The 17,071-nt window shown below is 65.6% G+C and carries 17 protein-coding genes; 9 read left to right on the forward strand and 8 right to left on the reverse strand.

The window, feature by feature from the left end; all coding sequences use genetic code 11:
- The first annotated feature begins 1 nt into the window (after position 1).
- Positions 2 to 310, forward strand: coding sequence for a hypothetical protein (locus A5747_RS19040; protein WP_076127094.1), 309 nt, complete (start codon positions 2 to 4; stop codon positions 308 to 310).
- On the opposite strand, the gene A5747_RS19045 is transcribed toward A5747_RS19040, so the two are convergent.
- Genes A5747_RS19045 through A5747_RS19070 form a run of 6 tightly spaced genes read right to left on the reverse strand, consistent with a single transcriptional unit; the run spans position 307 to position 7,299 of the window.
- Positions 307 to 1,836, reverse strand: coding sequence for a class I adenylate-forming enzyme family protein (locus A5747_RS19045; protein ID WP_076127096.1), 1,530 nt, complete (start codon positions 1,834 to 1,836; stop codon positions 307 to 309). The two genes, A5747_RS19040 and A5747_RS19045, sit on opposite strands and share 4 nt — an antisense overlap.
- Positions 1,829 to 3,379, reverse strand: a complete 1,551-nt coding sequence (locus A5747_RS19050) for a class I adenylate-forming enzyme family protein (protein WP_076127098.1) — start codon at positions 3,377 to 3,379, stop codon at positions 1,829 to 1,831. The genes A5747_RS19045 and A5747_RS19050 overlap by 8 nt, the downstream gene beginning before the upstream one ends.
- Entirely contained in the window at positions 3,369 to 4,844 is a 1,476-nt protein-coding gene (locus tag A5747_RS19055) for a class I adenylate-forming enzyme family protein (RefSeq protein ID WP_076127100.1), read from the reverse strand. The genes A5747_RS19050 and A5747_RS19055 overlap by 11 nt, the downstream gene beginning before the upstream one ends.
- Complete coding sequence (locus A5747_RS19060) at positions 4,844 to 5,626, reverse strand: enoyl-CoA hydratase/isomerase family protein (protein ID WP_076127102.1); 783 nt, start codon at positions 5,624 to 5,626, stop codon at positions 4,844 to 4,846. Before A5747_RS19060 ends, A5747_RS19055 begins: the two co-directional genes overlap by 1 nt.
- Entirely contained in the window at positions 5,623 to 6,435 is an 813-nt protein-coding gene (locus tag A5747_RS19065; protein ID WP_076127104.1) for an enoyl-CoA hydratase/isomerase family protein, read from the reverse strand. Before A5747_RS19065 ends, A5747_RS19060 begins: the two co-directional genes overlap by 4 nt.
- A gap of 9 nt (positions 6,436 to 6,444) precedes the next feature.
- A complete protein-coding gene (locus A5747_RS19070; RefSeq protein ID WP_369805142.1) occupies positions 6,445 to 7,299 on the reverse strand; it encodes an enoyl-CoA hydratase/isomerase family protein in 855 nt (284 codons plus the stop codon).
- A gap of 94 nt (positions 7,300 to 7,393) precedes the next feature.
- Here A5747_RS19070 and A5747_RS19075 point away from each other — a divergent pair, with 94 nt between their 5' ends.
- Both A5747_RS19075 and A5747_RS19080 read left to right on the forward strand, forming a co-directional pair.
- Positions 7,394 to 8,101 (forward strand): hypothetical protein, encoded by a 708-nt coding sequence (locus A5747_RS19075; protein WP_076127107.1) that lies wholly within the window; start codon positions 7,394 to 7,396, stop codon positions 8,099 to 8,101.
- The gene (locus A5747_RS19080; RefSeq protein ID WP_076127109.1) at positions 8,098 to 8,991 is read left to right on the forward strand and encodes an enoyl-CoA hydratase/isomerase family protein; all 894 of its coding nucleotides are present in this window, start codon (positions 8,098 to 8,100) and stop codon (positions 8,989 to 8,991) included. The genes A5747_RS19075 and A5747_RS19080 overlap by 4 nt, the downstream gene beginning before the upstream one ends.
- Before the next feature lie 29 nt (positions 8,992 to 9,020).
- On the opposite strand, the gene A5747_RS19085 is transcribed toward A5747_RS19080, so the two are convergent.
- A complete protein-coding gene (locus A5747_RS19085; RefSeq protein WP_076127318.1) occupies positions 9,021 to 9,833 on the reverse strand; it encodes a TetR/AcrR family transcriptional regulator in 813 nt (270 codons plus the stop codon).
- Positions 9,834 to 10,088: 255 nt separating this feature from the next.
- Between A5747_RS19085 and A5747_RS19090 the strand changes: the two genes are divergently transcribed.
- Both A5747_RS19090 and A5747_RS19095 read left to right on the forward strand, forming a co-directional pair.
- The gene (locus A5747_RS19090) at positions 10,089 to 10,886 is read left to right on the forward strand and encodes an SDR family NAD(P)-dependent oxidoreductase (protein WP_076127111.1); all 798 of its coding nucleotides are present in this window, start codon (positions 10,089 to 10,091) and stop codon (positions 10,884 to 10,886) included.
- 35 nt (positions 10,887 to 10,921) lie between these two features.
- Positions 10,922 to 11,929, forward strand: coding sequence for a dihydrodipicolinate synthase family protein (locus A5747_RS19095; RefSeq protein WP_076127113.1), 1,008 nt, complete (start codon positions 10,922 to 10,924; stop codon positions 11,927 to 11,929).
- 90 nt (positions 11,930 to 12,019) lie between these two features.
- Here the strand turns inward: A5747_RS19095 and A5747_RS19100 are convergent, their stop codons facing one another.
- Positions 12,020 to 12,259 (reverse strand): CsbD family protein, encoded by a 240-nt coding sequence (locus A5747_RS19100; RefSeq protein ID WP_076127115.1) that lies wholly within the window; start codon positions 12,257 to 12,259, stop codon positions 12,020 to 12,022.
- Positions 12,260 to 12,555: 296 nt separating this feature from the next.
- On the opposite strand from A5747_RS19100, the gene A5747_RS19105 reads away from it, so the two are divergent.
- Genes A5747_RS19105 through A5747_RS19120 form a run of 4 tightly spaced genes read left to right on the forward strand, consistent with a single transcriptional unit; the run spans position 12,556 to position 17,071 of the window.
- Positions 12,556 to 13,410: an enoyl-CoA hydratase gene (locus A5747_RS19105; RefSeq protein ID WP_076127320.1), complete on the forward strand. Its 855-nt coding sequence runs from the start codon at positions 12,556 to 12,558 to the stop codon at positions 13,408 to 13,410.
- Positions 13,410 to 14,612 carry an amidohydrolase family protein gene (locus tag A5747_RS19110; protein WP_076127117.1) on the forward strand — a complete coding sequence of 401 codons (1,203 nt, stop codon included), beginning with the start codon at positions 13,410 to 13,412 and terminating at the stop codon, positions 14,610 to 14,612. The genes A5747_RS19105 and A5747_RS19110 overlap by 1 nt, the downstream gene beginning before the upstream one ends.
- Positions 14,613 to 14,624: 12 nt before the next feature.
- Positions 14,625 to 16,244: an acyl-CoA synthetase gene (locus tag A5747_RS19115; protein ID WP_076127119.1), complete on the forward strand. Its 1,620-nt coding sequence runs from the start codon at positions 14,625 to 14,627 to the stop codon at positions 16,242 to 16,244.
- A complete protein-coding gene (locus A5747_RS19120; protein ID WP_076127121.1) occupies positions 16,241 to 17,071 on the forward strand; it encodes an amidohydrolase family protein in 831 nt (276 codons plus the stop codon). Before A5747_RS19115 ends, A5747_RS19120 begins: the two co-directional genes overlap by 4 nt.

The raw sequence follows: 17,071 nt of genomic DNA on the forward strand, positions 1-17,071 counted from the left end.
GTTGGGTATCGAAGGCGAATGGGACGTCACGATCAAAACGCCGATCGGCACACTCGCCGTGGAGTATGTGTTCAGGGAGTCTCCTGACGGGCTCGGTGGGACCGCGACCTATAAGTCCGAAACGGTTCCGTTGCACGACATTACGAGCGAGATCGTCGAGGACGGCACCCGGCTGACATGGCGTCAATCGGTGACCAAGCCCATCCGGCTGAATCTAGCCTTCGACGTGGTGGTCGACGGTGAAGTCATGACGGGGCATTCTCGCGCGGGCCGGCTGCCGCGGTCGGCGGTGTCCGGCAGTCGTCGTTAATCGCGCGCCGCGCCGAGCAGTGCCCCCCGCAGACGAGGGATGTCGACCTTGCCGGTGCCGCCGCGCGGAACGTCGTCGTCGGATTGCAGAATCAGCCACAGCGTCGGCACTTTGAAGGAGCTCAACAACTTTCGGGCCGAAACGCTCAGCTGTTCGGCGGTCAGCGCCCCCGCGCACACCACCGCCGCGCCGACCCGCTCACCCGACGGATCGGAGACGTTGGTGACGTACGCGTTCTGGACGCCGTCGATCGTGCGCAGCGCGCGTTCCACCTCGCTCGGATACACGGTCGCGCCGCTGACCTTGAACATGTCGTCGGATCTGCCGTGGTAGAACAGGAACCCGTCTCGATCGAGGTGGCCGAGGTCGCCGGTGGGGTAGAAGCCGTCGGCGGTGAACAGTTCTTCGCGGCTGCGTCGGCAAATGCCACGCAGTGTGTGCGGTCCCCGAATCTGGATCGTGCCAACGGTTCCCGCGGGAACCGGCTCACCGTTGTCACTGTCGACGATGCGAACCTCCATGCCGGCAAAGGGCTTTCCGCAGCTGCCCCACGCCGTCGGCGGCATGTCGGTGTCGGCGGGATAGCCGCAGTAGGGCCCGAACGCCTCCGTCATGCCGAACAGCGTGGCCCGCGCCCCGGGAGCGGCGCGCTGCTCGGGCGGCAACAGTGCTTCCAGGCTGCCGGGCCGCAACGCCGACAGATCGGCACCATTCGTTTCGGCGTGCCGGGCCAGCGCCTCGGCCTGATCTGGCCAGCCGCGAAACAATGTGACGCGCTCGGTTTCGAGGAGCCGCAGGGTGGTTTCGGGACGCGGGATTTCCTCGGTCACCAGGGTGGCGCCGGCCAGCAGCGCCGACAGGATCCCGCTGCCGAAGCCGCCAACCCAGAAGAACGGCATCGGGAGATACAGGCGCGTGTCGGTGGTGATGCAGCGCGCCGCCAGGCCCGACTCGACCGCGCCCAATGCGTTGCCATGCGAGTGGATGACGCCCTTGGGCGCTCCGCTGCTGCCAGAGGTGAACATGATGACCAGCGGATCGGAAGGGGTGACCGTTTCGGTCATCGCGTCGACGATCCGGCGAGCACCCTCGCCGGCCCCGGCGTCGTCAAACCGGTCGGCAGGCCAAACTTCGCGTAGGGCGGGAAGTTCGAGCCGCGGCATGGAGCAGACGTCGTCCAGGTAGCGATGGCCGCGGAATTCCTCGACGCTCACCAGGAACTGCACCGAGGCGGCCCGTAGCTGGGCGACCAGTTCGCCCGCTTGCAGCAGCGTGCTCAGCGGAACCAGCACGGCGCCAATGCGGGTCAGGGCGACGGCCACCTGCACCCAGCGCACGGAGTTGGGCATGATGAGCCCGACTCGCGTGCCCTTTCCGACGCCGGCGTCGACGAAGGTCGCGGCCAAATCGCGCGTGGTTGTGTCGAGTTCGAGGTAGCTGATCCTGGTCGTCGGGTCGATCACCATCGGCTTGGCGCCGTGCTGTGTGGCACGCGACCTGACCAGCCGGTCGATGGTGTCAGGCATCGAACAGCTTCCTGAGCCGGTGCGTGTCGACCTTGCCGCTGGACAGCAGCGGTATTTCGGCACGGGTCAGGGCGGCGAATCGCCTCGGAATTTTGTACGCCGACAATTCGGCCTTGAGCCGCTCTCGCAACGCGCCTTCGTCGATATTGGGTTGGACAACGACAGCCGCAACCAACTCCCCCCGCTCGGCGTCCGGTATGCCCACGACGTGCGCCTCGGCGCCGGTGACCTTGGCGATGGCCTTCTCCACCTCGGCCGCCGAGACGTTGGCGCCCGCCGTTTTGATCATTGCGCTGAGCCGGCCGGCGAAATAAAAGAAGCCGTCCGCATCGACGCGCACCAAATCGCCGGTGTGGAACCAGCCGTCGGCGTCGAAGCATTCCTCGCGGCTGCGCTTGTAATACCGCTGCATCACGTACGGCCCGCGGATGCACAGCTCCCCGACTCCCGCGGAATCCGGGTCGACGACCATGGTCTCGAATCCGGGCGCCGGCTTGCCGAACGACCCGCGCCGCGATTCGGGTTGATCGGATTCGTCGCCGCTGATCAATACGACGCTGCCGGCCTCGGTCATGCCCAGCATGTTGTGACGCAGCTCCGGGTCGGCCGGGCGAATATCGGGCGGCATGATCGGGTACAGGTTGCCCCGGCGCATCGAGGACAGATCGCGTTCGGCGAAGCTCGGATGGTTGGTCAGGTGAGCGACCGCCGCGGCAAAACCGTTGGTCATGGTTGGCTTTTCGGCCTCCAGCAGGTCGAGCGTCTCGCCGGCTCCGCTGGCGTCAGAGCCGGCGTTGGAGCACACCAGCGTCGACCCGGCAACCAACGTGGCCAGCAGGCCGAACGCGAACCCGCCGATCCAGAAGAACGGCGAATTGCATAACAGCTTGTCGGCCGCGGTCAAGCCGCGGATCTCGTTGAGGTTTTGCTGATGTTCGAGCAGGGCGGCGTGGGTGTGCACCACTCCTTTGGGAGCGCTAGCCGATCCCGACGTGTAGACGACGGCCAGCGGATCGCAGCCGTCGACATCCTGTTCCATCGCGGCCAGCAGCGCGGGCTCGACGGACGCGGCCAGCCCGCACACGCGCTCGTGCGTGAGCGCAACGCGGCGCAGTTGTGGTGCGGCGGTGACGAACAGGCGTTCGCCCGAATCGAAGCGGGGGTCGGCCAGCGCCCCGGCGATTCGTTCCGCGTAGTGGTGAGAGCGGAACGATTCGGCGCTCAAGAGAATTTCGACGTCGCTGTGGACCAGTTGCTCGCGCAGCTCGCGAGCGGTGACGAAAGTCGAAAACGGGATCACGACGGCGCCGATTCGCGCGGCCGCGAGCATCCCGACGATGAACTCGGGGCCGTTTGGGTAGAGCAGGCCGACATGGGTTCCCTTGCCTGCGCCGAGGGCGATCAGCCCGCGGGCGAGCTCGGCCGACCGCCGATCGGCCTCGGCGTAGGTGATGCGGTCGGAGTCGGAGACCAGAAGCGGGTGGTCACCGCGCGGCTGCGCCTGGGTCCGCAGGATACCGGCGACCGTCAACTCACTGGGCATGGTCTCGCTGCGCGGCGGATTCGTCGAAGAAACGTTGGACCGCACGCAGATCGGCTTTACCCGACGGTGTTCGCGGGATCGTGTCGACGATCGCAATTTCGGTCGGAATCTCGTAGCGGGCCAGTCGCGTTCGCAGATACTCCACCAGCGCGTCGGCGTCGGTGTATTCGGCTTCGCGCAGTTCCACCACGGCGACCGGAGTCTCCCCGAGCCGTTCATCGGGTCGCCCGACCACCGCGGCGCCCGCCACCGCAGGGTGGCCCTCGAGCGCGACGCGCACGTCGTCGGGCATGACCTTGAACCCGCCGCGGATGATCGCTTGATCGGCCCGCCCGACGATCCACACGAAGCCGTCGGCGTCGATTCGCGCCATATCCGTGGTCCGCATCCACGTTGCCGACGGCCCGAGTTGCCCGGGTTTCACCTCGAGCAGGCCCACCCGGTCCGGCTCGAGCGTCTTGCCGTCATCGCCGACCACCCGCAGCTGCGCACCCGGGTTGGCCCGGCCCACGCTGCCACGTTTTGCGCGCCAGAACTTCTGGTAGTCGGTGAGCGTCCAGCCGGCCACTCCTCCGCCGAATTCGGTTGCGGCATAGGAGGTCAACACGGGGATGCCGTATTTGTCGGTGAAGGCGTCGGCGTCGTCGGCTGAGAGCGGAGCCGTGCCGCAGGTGACCGCCCGAATGCTGTCCAGGTCGGCCCGCGGCAGATCGGAGTGCAACACCGTCCGCAATGCCGCCGGTACCAGCGAAACCGCGCGGGGCCGGTGCTTGCGCACCGCTTCGGCCCAGGCGTTGAGTTCGAATCTTTCTAGCAGCACAAACGGTCTCGCTTCGGCGATGCATTGCAGAACGCGGAACACACCGCCGATGTGCACCAGCGGGGAATTGACGATCGCGACTCCGCGCCTGAGCTGGGTGGGCGCCGAAGCGTTCTCCGGAGCGGGACCCATCACGCTGCGCGCCAGCATGTCGTAGCTGAGGTCGACTCGCTTGGGAGTGCCGGTGGTTCCGCTGGTCAGCATCCGTACCGCCACGCCGGGTGGGTCGGCGGTGTGCGGCGTCGGTCGCGGCGACCCGCCGGCATCGTCCAACGCGCCCGAGATCGCGACGGTCCGGGTCTCCGGGCTGACCAGCGTCGCCAGGTCGTCGGGTTCGCCGAGGACCAATGGCAGTTGTAGCGCGGCGATATCGGCTCGGGTGCGCTCATCGCCCCGAGATGGGTTGATGGTGACCACAGTTCCGCCGCCCAGCAGCACACCGAGGAATGCCGCGACGTGCGCCGGCCGGTTGCGCAGCAGCATCCCGATCCCGGCCTTGTGGTTGGCGGTGAGGGACGCGACATGCGATGCCGCATCGCCAACTTGACGCCACGACAACCACTGGCCATCATACTCGATGGCGTGCGAGTCCGGCTGCAGGTCAAGTACTTCCGCGATGCGCTGGCTGAGTGGGTGAGGAGGCATCAGCGGATCTTCGGCTGGCGGGGGCCCTCGCTCTGCTGGGTGGCTAACTCGGCGGTGCCGAGCGGGTTTCCCAGCCGGGTGTAGATCAGCCCCTGCTCCAATGCTGCTCGATACGGCTTGTCCAGCGACTCCCAGATCGCCTTCACGGTGCCCTGGGTCGCCGACGGCGGCTTGGCGGCGATCGCCGCGGCGATGTCACGGGCACGGTCCCACAGCTGGTCGGGAGAGACAACCTCCGATACCAAGCCGATTCGCAGCGCGGTGTCGGCACCGACCCGTTCGTCGTTGCCCATGAGCGCGATCCGCAGCGTCTGACCCAGACCGATGCGCCGCATCAGGCCGATCGGCTCCAACGCGCAGACCAGGCCGGCCGACACGTGTGAATCGAAAAACGTTGCATCCGTTGAGCAGATGACCACGTCGGATTCGTTGAGGAAGTAGAACGCGCCCGCGGTGCACATGCCCTGGACGGCGCATACCACGGGTTTGAACATCTTCTGCCACTTGGGGCTGAGCGCCTCGCCGGGATCTTCGTGGTTCCAGACGTTTTCGGGTTGGCCGTAGGGCGTCTTGATGTCCAGGCCGGCACTGAACGCCCGGTCGCCGGCCGCCCGCAGCACGACCGCGTGCACCGAGTCATCGAGTTTGACCACGCGCCAGGCTTCGGCCATCTCCTCGCACATGGTTCGGTTGAACGCGTTGAGTTGGTCGGGCCGATTCAGTGTGATGGTCGCGACGTGGTCGGAGGGGTCGACGTCGAGCAGGATGGTTTCGAAATTCATCGACACTGCCAATCCGGCTTCCGCTTTTCCACGAAGGCCTTAGGCCCCTCGAGAGAATCCTCGGTGTGCAGGTTGCGTTCGCGGAATGACTCGGCCAGCATTTCGGCTTCGTGCAGTGGCAGGTCCAGGCCTTTGATAATGGCGAGCCGGGTGCCCCGGACCGCCAGTGGCGCATTGGAGTTGACGATGTCCGCGATCTCGTGGGCGCGTTCCAGCAGACGGTCGTGTTCGACGACCTCGCTGATCAGCCCAAGCTCGTATGCCCGCCGTGCGTTCATCCGCTCGTGCTTGCCCATGAGAGCCATGCGCAGGGCAATCGAGCGCGGCAACACCCGCGCCACCCGGACCACCTCACGCCCGGCCACGAGCCCGATGCTGACATGGGGATCGAAGAACGTCGCTTTGTCCGACGCGATGACAATGTCTCCAGTGGTGACCCAATCCAGCCCGGCGCCACAACACAATCCGTTGATCGCCGCGAGCACCGGCTTGGCCATCGTGCGAAACGGCGGTGTGCCCTCCTGCGGTGCCTCCCACTGTTCGTAGGTCGACAAATACGGCCGTTCGTTGATCACCTTGCCGTCGCCCGGAATGGCTTTCACGTCGGCCCCGGTGCAGAAGGCGCGTCCGGTGCCGGTCACGACGAGCAGCCACACCCTCTCGTCGTTCTCGGCCTCGTCGTAGGCGGCCCGCAGCTCGGTGATCATGTGCGGGCTTAGCGCGTTGAGGGCCTCCGGCCGGTTCAGCGTGATGGTGGCCGTGTGCCCGTCGACGTCGTAGTTGATGGTGTCGAACGAGTCAGTAGGCATACCTGCTCCTCATCGGCCGTTGAACTTCGGGGCGCGGCGTTGCCGAAAGGCGTCCAGGCCTTCTTTGAAATCGCTTGTCCGACACGATAGTTCCAGATTGAACAGCTCCTGGGTCAGGGACTGGCTCAGCGTCGCATCCTGACCGAAGCCCAGCGCTTGCTTGGCCAGCCCGAGTGCGACCGTCGGCCCGCCTGCCAGCCGCCCCACCAATTCCTCGGCGGTGCCGTCGAGTTCGGCGGGCCTTACCGCCTGATGAATCAATCCCCAGTCGGCGGCATCCGTCGCGCTGACTTTCTCGCCGAGCAGCAGCATTCGCCTGGCCCGGGCCAGGCCGACCAGCCGGGGGAGCAGCCAGGTCGAGCCGGAATCAGGGCTGAAGCCACGGTCGACGAACGGCTCCCAGAACACCGCGTCGGTCGCGGCCACGGTGAAGTCGGCGGCCAGCGCCACGTTGCAGCCAAACCCCACCGCCCGTCCCTGCACGCTGCACACCACCGGCAGTTGAATGCTTCCGACGAGCTCGATCACCCGGTGGGCTTCGTGGGGAACGCGCCTCACCAGATCGCCCGTACGCGGGCGTTGCCGATCGTTGGTGGCCACCCAATCGACACCCGCACAGAAGTCGTCTCCGGCGCCCCGAAGGTGAATCGCCCGCAGCGAGTCGTCGGCGGCGGCATCGGTCAACGCCTCGACCAAAGTCCCGATCATCAATTGGGTCAACGAATTACGCCGGGATGGCCGGTCGAGCGTGAGCCGCAAGACCGCGCCGTCTCGGCGCGCACTCACCGAACCCTCGGCACCGGCCTTCTCGGCCTCGTGACTCACCGTCGAATCCGGCCTTTCTCCGCCGATACGGTTACCCATACAGTAGGCAATACGATTGATACGCTGTATAAGTTAGCAAGGAAACGCTGCCGACGGAAATATCCCGGGTCTGACCCGGCGAAAAGAGGGAAGCATGGCCTTCGAGCGAGGGCAGGCCGCGCCCGCCTCGGCGGGCACTCACGCTGCCAGTCCGGACGCCAAATTCGGCGAGGCCCCGCTGGCCCAGACCATGGCCGCCGCTGGCGCCATGCGGCGCCTCAGCTCGCTGCTGCTCAGCCTCGAGCACGATCACCCGACGGTCGACGTCATGCTGGCCAGGTTCGCCGAATGGGAAAGCGAGCTGGACGCCGCCGCACCGACGGACTACGCGCCCCGAATCGGTGAGATGGACGACGATCCCCGGCGGGTCTATCTCAATCACGCCACCGACATCGGCGCCTACAACCCGTGCTTTCCGGAGTATGGGTTCGACCGTCTCGACGCCGAGACGGCCGGCGGCCGCGTCGCCTTTCCCGTCGTTTACGAAGGGCCGCCCGGACTGGTGCACGGCGGCTTTCTGGGCGTCTTTTTCGACTGCGTCATACAGCATCACAATTGCGTCACCGGGCTTTCCGGCAAGACGCGATCGCTGCTCGTGACGTTCCGCCGCCCCACGCCGCTCCTGACCGAGCTGCGGTTCGACATCGTTCGCTCGCCGGCCGAACGGGGGATCACGTCGACGGCCCGGCTCCTGCTCGACGACGAAGTGCTGTGCATCGGTGAGGTCAACACGTTGGCCTCGCCGCCGGAGAAACTGACCGGATTCAAATTCGGCAGGCGGCGAAAGGAATCCGACGGATGACTGCCTCGGGCGACCCGGACGATCGTGTACTTTTCGACGTCGATCCGGAGCGGCGAATCGCGACGATCACGCTGAACAATCCCACGCAACGCAACTCCTACGATGCCGCCATGCGCGACGCCGTCGCCCGTTACCTGGATCGCGTGGCCGACGACGACGACCTCACGGTGGTCCTGCTGCGCGGGGCCGACGGCGTCTTCAGCACCGGCGCCGACATGAACAACGCGTACGGCTGGTATGGCAAGGAGGGCGGCCAGGACGATGAGGCGGCCAAGCGCCGTCCCAGCCAGCGCAGGCGACTCACCGTGGACCGCAAGTCATTTGGCTTCTACCACAACTTGCTGGGCTTCCCCAAGGTAACGGTCGGTGAGATCGCCGGCTACGCCCTGGGCGGCGGCTTCGAGATGGCGCTGATGACCGACATCTCCGTCATCGCGCGCGACACCAAGATCGGCATGCCGGCGACGCGCTTCCTCGGGCCCGCGCTCGGCAGCCTGCACATGTTCTTCCACCGGCTGGGACCCGTGCTGGCCCGGCGTCTGCTGCTGACCGGCGACGTAATCGAAGCCGGCGACATCGAGCAGCTCGGAATCTTCACTGACACATGCGATCCCGGCTACGTCACGGTGCGCGCCCAGTACTGGGCGGAGAAGGCGGCCAAGATGCCGGCGGATGGAGTCGTCATCGCCAAGGAGGCGTTCCGCCTCGTCGAGCAGACCCAGGCGTACCAGGGCGAGGAGGTGGCGAGCTATCTGTTCCACGCCTTCGGCACCAACTTGCAGTTCGGGCCGGACGAATTCAACTTCGTCAAGACCCGCGCACAGCACGGCACCAAGGAAGCATTTCGGCTACGTGATGAGCACTTCCACGTGCCGGAACCCGAAGCGTGATAACCCGATTCGATTGGGCCAGCCGGGGGCTAACGTGCCGCAGCCGCCTTGCTTCGCGCCCGCTGAGCGGGTGACTTGGCCGCCTTGCGTTGCCGCGACGGCGCCGACTTGGCGCCCTTCGCCCCCTTGCCCTCTTCGATCAACCGGTCGGCGTGGTCGAGGATGCAGTTGAGGCCGTATTCGAAATTGGTCTCGTCGGGAGCCCCGATGCGGTGGCCGATTCCGGTGACTTGGGCCAGCAGGGGAGTGGTCCCGGGATCGATGGCGACGGCGTCCTCGATTGCGCGCTGTCCGAGGTCCGTCGATTGGTTCTTTTCGTAGAGCCGCTGCAGCACCACCGACCCGCGGACGTGCATCGAAATCGCGGAGTAGGTGTCAAAGGCATCCTCGGGCGTCAGGCCGGCCTCGACCAGGTTGGCGATCGCTTTTTCCATCTCCTGGGCCCCCAGGCGGGCGGCTTTGGGGCTGAGCGCCGCGCGAATCAGAATCAGGTCGCACAGAATTGGGTTGCCCATGAACGTCTTACGCATCAAACGTGCGTGGTTGCGCAAAGTCTCGCGCCAGTCGTTCGCTTCGACGTACGGGGTGGCAAACACGTACTTGCTCAAGGCGCGATCGGTCATCGCGTTGAGCAGATCGTCCTTCTTGCGGAAGTACCAGTAGATGCTGGTGACGCCGACGCCGAGGTGTTTGCCGAGCAGCGGCATGCTCAGGTTGTCGATCGATACCTGCTCTGCGAGTTCGAATGCGCCGCTGATGATGTCATCGGGATTGATGGATCCGCGTTCGCGTCGCTGCCGCTTATCGGCGGTTGCCTGCTTTGCCACTACGGGCACCTCCATCAAAATGTATCCTGCGTCTGCGGTCTGGAAGAACCGCGCCACCCGTGCAGGTGAATCTACCGGCAGATCCTTTCCCACCTGCGCATACGCGGGCGTGTCGCTGTTCGCCTTTGACCAGTCAACTCGGCTCTCGTGCGGATTTCCATCTGCTACTGTAATACCTATCGTAGGCTTTTTGGTAAATAAGGCTGGACGGGCGAAGATGGCCGGGCGCAACCTTCTGGGTGAATCTCCCGATGAGCCGCGGATCGCGCCATGGATTTAGGGCTGGCGAACGCCTCGGCGGTGGTCGTCGGCGGTAGCCGCGGCATGGGCCTGGCGACGGCGCGCTGCCTCGCTGAGGAAGGCGCCCGCGTAGCGGTCGTCGGCCGGACCCGAGCGAGCCTCGACAGCGCGGTGGCGGATTTGGCGGGGCGCGGCAGTCCCGATGCCCTCGGGTTCGCCGCCGACATCGGTGACGCCGGCGAGGTCGACAAGGTCTTCGCCGAGCTTGGGCAGCGGTGGAACGGCGAACTCAACGTGCTCATCAATACCGTCGGGCCGGGCGCGCCAGGCACCTTCGAAGTCCTGACCGACGACCAGTGGCGCCAGGCCGTCGAAGACGGCGTAATGGGGATGGTTCGTTGTGTTCGCGCCGCACTTCCGTTGCTGCGCAACGCGCAATGGGCTCGGATCGTCAACTTTTCGGCGCACTCGACGCAGCGACAAAGTGTGATGCTGCCCGCCTATACGGCGGCCAAGTCAATGCTGACCAGCGTCTCGAAAAACCTGTCCCTGTTGCTGGCGAAGGACGAGATTCTGGTCAACGTCGTGTCGCCGGGCAGCATCGCGTCCGAGTCGCTCGTCGGCTGGGCGAATTCGGTCGGCGTCGACGGGAGCGATCCCTATCGCCTGATGGAGGCAATCGGCAAGCACTTCGGGCATCCGGCGCAAATGCCTCGGGCCGGGCTACCCGAAGAAATCGGGCCCGTCGCCGCGTTCCTCGCGTCGCGGCGGAACTCCTACATGACCGGGGCCAACATCAACGTCGACGGTGGTTCCGACTTCACCTGACTTCCAAATCGTTTGGCTCGCATAAGGAGTGCACTATGGCGACGGCTGCCGAGGCTCGTGTTTGGGCGCGAGGGGCGTTGCGGGGAATCGGCGACTCCCTCTATACCCCGTTCTGCGGGACCGACGGTGATGAAATCGACTGGGACGCCTATCGGACGCTGGTGCGCTACTGCGTCGGCGACCTCGGCCACCCGATGTTGTGGTGCACCAGTGGCATCGCCGAGTTCTGGTCGCTGACCCTCGATGAGCGCAGACGTCTGTTAGAGGTGGCGATCGAGGAGGCGCGCAGGCTGAATCCGGATGTCGTCGTGCAGGCCTGCACGGCCGCGATGTCGGCGAAGGACTGTTTGGCGTTGACGCTCCACGCGCAAGAGGTGGGCGCCGACATCGCCTACATCCAAACGCCGATGATGGAGGCCCACGGCGGCGAGGGCGTGTTGAGGTTCTTCAAGTACATCGCCGCGCGCACGGATATCGCGTTGGGAATGTTCAACTCCCCGTCGTCCGGCTACGTGTTGACCCCGGCCGAAAGTGCGCGGATCTACGACGAGGTACCCGCCGTGTGCGCCACCAAGGAGGGCGCCTTCCGGCCGGAGGCGAGCCGGCGGCTGCACGAGTTGGCGCCCGACTTGGCGGTCTGGGAATGCGACCGGACCGTGTACCGCGCGGGGTGGTTGCGTGCCGGCATCGTGTGCCCGGCGCAATTGGGTACGGCCGGCTATCTGTTCGAGACTCCCAAGCGGCGACTGTTTTCCGAGTACTGGGATCTGGTGTGCAACGACAAACTCCTCGAGGCGATGGACTACGGGCGCGAGTCCGGGATGGATCAGTTCGACCTGGACATCGGGTCTTGGTGGACCTGCTACCCGGGGCGATCGGATTACTTCACGCACTGGGGTGGCGCGTTCAAGTACGCCGCCTCGCTGCTGGGTCTGCCGATAGGTGACTATCCGCATTCCCGGCCGCCCCAAGCGGTGTTGCCGCCCGAGGCCAAGGCGCAGATCGAGAAGGCCTATCGCCGGTTGGGGCTCATCGACCAGTAGCTTTCGCGCGAAAACGATTGGCAGCACGTTATTTTCAAAGGCGAAAGGCCCGACCCCCAATGGGCCGGGCCTTCGCCGTACGGTTCGTGCTTAATGTTGTTCGGCCTGCTGGCGCTTCTCGGCAAGCTTGGCCGCGCTGCGGGCGGATTCGGCTTCGGCCTCCTTCTTCGCCGCATTGCGCTGGGCCTGGGCCTTGTCCTGCTGGGCCTTACCCTCGTTGAACAAGTCGTCACGACCGATCACCGCGCCGACGACGACCTTGGCCTTGCCCTTCACGTCTTCCACGACGCCCTTGACGGCTTCCGCCACACCGCTCTTGATGTCAACCATTGCATTCCCTCCCCTCGCTAATGGATGTCTCGTCTTCGTCTTCCCGGTCACCGGGCGGGACAAAACGTGTTCGCGGCGTGTCGCTCGCCACACCCGAGGCGCGAGTGATCCGATCGCTTCCTGAGCGGGGGATTCGCGGCCCCGGTCGACAACCTCGGCGACCCGGAATTCGCTGTTTGGCCTGGGTTTCGTGTGGCCTCGGTGGCAGTTGTGGAATGCGGTACCGATAGGTATACAGTATGGGTACAAAAAGCCCACCGAATCCGGCAGTCAAGTACGAGGGGGTGCCGCGCACGATGTCCGGCAGCGACGGCGCCTCAGACGCCGAAGACGCGGTGCTGTACGAGGCCACCGACAGTGGAATCGCGATCCTCACGTTCAATCGCCCGGAGCGCCTCAACGCCTGGGGCCCCGACCTTGCCGCCGGGTTCTACGCCGCCGTCGACCGCGCCGAACAGGACCCGGACGTCCGGGTGATCGTGCTGACCGGCCGGGGCAGGGGATTCTGCGCCGGCGCCTATCTGGGCGCGCCCGGTTCGGCGGACAAAATGGGCGAGACCATGGAGAAGGCGGGTCAGACCGACCTGGCCGACCTGGTCGGCGAACGCCCGCCGCATTTCGTGACCACGCTGCGCAAACCCGTCATCGCCGCGATCAACGGTTCCTGCGTCGGCATCGGTCTCACCCAGGCCCTGATGTGCGACGTCCGATTTGCCGCCGCCGGAGCGAAGTTCGCCGCCGTGTTCGCCCGCCGCGGGCTGATCGCGGAGTTCGGCATCTCCTGGATACTTCCGCGACTGACCAACTGGGGCGTCGCTCTCGACCTGCTACTGAGCGGGCGCACCTTTCTCGCCGAAGAGGCCGCCCAGCTGGGTCTCGTCAAAGAGGTCGTCGCGCCGGACGACCTGATGAAGCGCGCGCTCGACTATGCCGAGGACATCGCGCGCAATTGCTCGCCGGCGTCGATGGCGGTGATCAAGACGCAGGTATACGGCGACGCGACGCGCGACGTCGTGGAAGCCACTGCTCTTGCCGAGGTGTTGCTGCACGAGGCGATGCCGCGGCCTGACGTCATCGAAGGGATTACCAGCTTCCTCGAGAAGCGCCCGCCGCAGTTTCCCTCGCTCGCGGGTACTGGAAAGGAATCATGATGAGTAGCCTGCGGTACAAGGCGATTGACGTCGACAACCACTACTACGAACCGCTCGATGCGTTCACCCGCCACCTGGACAAGGCGTTCAAGAGCCGCGGCGTGCAGATGGTCACCCACGGCAAGCGCACTCTGGCCGTGATCGGGGGCCGGGTCAACCATTTCGTTCCCAATCCCACCTTCGACCCAATCATCGTGCCGGGCTGCCTGGACTTGTTGTTCCGCGGCGAGATTCCCGAAGGCGTCGACCCGGCGTCACTGATGAAGGTCGAGCGACTGGCCGAACATCCCGAGTACCAGAACCGTGATGCGCGCATTGAGGTGATGGACACCCAGGACATCGAGACCGTGTTCATGCTGCCGACATTCGGGTGCGGGGTCGAGGAGGCGCTCAAGCACGACATCGAGGCGACGATGGCGTCGGTGCACGCCTTCAACCTGTGGCTGGACGAGGACTGGGGCTTCGACCGGCCCGACCATCGGATCATCGCCGCGCCGATCATCTCGTTGGCCGATCCGGTCCAGGCCCTCGCCGAGTTGGAGTTCGTGTTGGAGCGCGGCGCCAAGCTTGTGTTGGTGCGACCGGCGCCGGTGCCCGGCCTGGTCAAGCCGCGGTCACTGGGTGATCGCAGCCACGATCCGGTATGGGCGCGGCTCGCCGAGGCGGGGGTTCCGGTGGGATTCCACCTGAGCGACAGCGGTTATCTGCACATCGCGGCGGCGTGGGGCGGCAAGTCGACGTTCGAGGGGTTCGGCGCCAAGGACCCGCTGGATAACGTTCTTCTCGACGACCGCGCAATCCACGACACGATGGCCTCGATGATCGTGCACGGCGTGTTCACCCGGCATCCGAAACTCAAGGCGGTGAGCATCGAAAACGGTTCGTACTTCGTCCACCGGCTGGTCAAGCGCCTCAAGAAGGCGGCCAACACCCAGCCCCGTGATTTCCCCGAGGACCCGGTGGAGCAATTGCGCAACAACGTCTGGATCGCCCCCTACTACGAGGACGATTTGCCGGAGTTGGCGCAAGTCATCGGCGTCGACAAGATTCTGTTCGGCTCCGACTGGCCGCATGGCGAGGGCCTCGAGTCGCCGGTGTCGTTTGTCGAAGAGCTCAAGGATTTCAGCGAAGCCGATATTCGAAAGATCATGCGCGACAACGCCTTAGACCTGCTGGGCGTCAAAGCCCCAGTGGCGGCCTAGGCGGCCGGCCCGGTGAGCGAATGGACCGTCGGTGCGGTGCTCGACGCTATCGCCGAGGTGGTACCCGACCGCCTGATGACCGCCTGCGGCGACCGGCGCAGCACCTTCGCCGACTCGGCTGTTCGAACCAATAGGCTGGCAAATTTCCTAGTCGATAAGGGATTCGGGGTTTACGCGTCGCGCGACACGCTTGAACGATGGGAATGTGGCCAGGACCGGATCGCGCTCATCATGTACAACGACCTGTATCCGGACATGCTGATCGGATGCCTGAAGGCGCGCGTGGTTCCGGTCAACGTGAACCATCACTACTCGGCGCGCGAGATCCGTGACCTGCTTGACTACATCCGTCCCCGGGGCATCATCTATCACCGCTCGCTCGGCGCCCGGTTCGCCGAGGTCTTGCCGCCCAACGGAACTGAGTTGCTGGTGTCGGTCGACGACGGAAGCGGCGCTGGCCAATTGCCGGGAGCCATCTCGCTCGATGACGCCTTGGCCGCCGGTGCGGCCGATCTCGACCTGGTTGGATCGCCGGACGATCTGATCATGATGTGTACCGGCGGGACCACCGGACGGCCCAAGGGAGTGCTGTGGCGCCAAAGCGACATGTACGTGTCGTCGATGGTGGGCGCCGACCACGACAGCGTCACCGAGATCCACGACAAGGTCCGCTCCGGCGGCCCGCCTTGGTTTGCGGTCTCGCCGCTGATGCATGCGGCGGGGATGTGGACGGCGTTCGCGGCGCTCTGTGCGGGCCTGCCCGTGGTGCTCTACGACGATCGCCACAAGCTCGACGTCCGGTCGGTGTGGAAAACCGCCGAGCGGGAAAAGGTGGGCATGATGACCATGGTCGGCGACGCGTACGCCGGCCCGCTGGTCGCCGAACTACGCGCGCACACCTACGATCTGTCGGCGCTGAACGCCATCGGCACCGGCGGCGCGGCCACCAATGCGAAATACAAACGGGCACTGATGGAATGCCTGCCACACATCACCATCATCGAAGGCTACGGATCGTCGGAATCCGGAAACATGGCATTCGGGCACAGCCGCGACGGGCACGCCAGCGAAACCTTCGAACCCAGGGTCGGCGCCACCGTCGTCTCCGCCGACCGCAGCCGGTTCCTGGAGCCCGGTGAGCGGGAAGTCGGGTGGGCCGCGAGGACCGGCCGGATTCCGCTCGGATACTTCAGCGATCCCGACGGCACCCAACGCACCTTCCCGGAAATCGACGGCCAGCGGGTCGTGATCCCCGGCGACCGGGCGTCCCTTGAAAAGGACGGCACCATCCGCCTTTTCGGCCGCGATTCCCTCGTGGTCAACACCGGGGGCGAAAAGGTCTTCGTCGAAGAGGTCGAAGAGGTGCTGCGCGCACATCCGGGCATCGCCGACGCCCTCGTGGTCGGGCGCCCGAGCGAACGGTGGGGCCAGGAAGTCGTCGCGCTCGTCGCCGCACACCCGGGCGCCGACCTCGCCGGAGACGGGCAGGACCTCTACACCTTCTGCACCGCGCGGCTCGCGCATTTCAAGGCGCCCAAGGCATTCATCTTCGTCGAGCAGATTCAGCGGCTCGGCAACGGCAAGCCCAACTATCGCTGGGCCCGAGAGCAAGCCGAACAGAAGGTGTCATGAACACAGGAGCGATCGACTGCCTGATCAATGTGCACTTCGGTGAGACGGATTCCCAGCCCTCCTGGATGCTCAAGGTCCGCGACGACTACTTCAAGGGGCCGGAGTCGATGTTCGCTCCGGTCGACCTGTCCGAGCTGCTCGACGAGATGGACGAGCAGGGCGTGCAGAAGGCGATCCTGATGGACTCGCTCGCCAATCCGTCGACCACCGCTCGCAAGTTCGTCGAAGCCAAGCCGGATCGGTTCGCGCTGGCCATGGGCGGGGTCAACCTGCTGCGTCCGGTGCGGTCACTGCGCGAACTGAGCGCGGTCGTCGGCGACCTGCCGGTCGCGTATGCGGTTGTGGGGCCGAGCTTTTGGGGTGATGGGCAGTACCCGCCCAGCGACGCCGTCTACTATCCGCTCTACGCCAAATGCGCGGAGCTGGACCTGCCGCTGTGCGTCAACACCGGCATCCCGGGCCCGCCGATTCCGGGAGAGGTGCAGCACCCCATGCACCTGGACCGGGTGTGCGTGCGTTTTCCGGAGCTGAAGCTGTGCATGATCCACGGCGCCGACCCGTGGTGGGACGTCGCGATCCGGTTGCTGCTCAAGTACGCCAACCTGCGGTTGATGACGTCGGCATGGTCACCGAAACGGCTACCGGAAAGCCTGCTGCACTACATGCGCACGCGCGGACCCGACAAGGTGATCTATGCGTCCGACTGGCCGGTTCTGCGCATGCGCCGCGTGATACCCGAAGCCCGTGCGCTGGACCTGCCGGCCGAGGTCCTGGACAACTACCTCTACAACAACGCGCGGGAATTCTTCTTCGGACAGGAGCACTGA

Source organism: Mycobacterium sp. IS-836 (genome assembly GCF_001954275.1).
Classification (GTDB): domain Bacteria; phylum Actinomycetota; class Actinomycetes; order Mycobacteriales; family Mycobacteriaceae; genus Mycobacterium.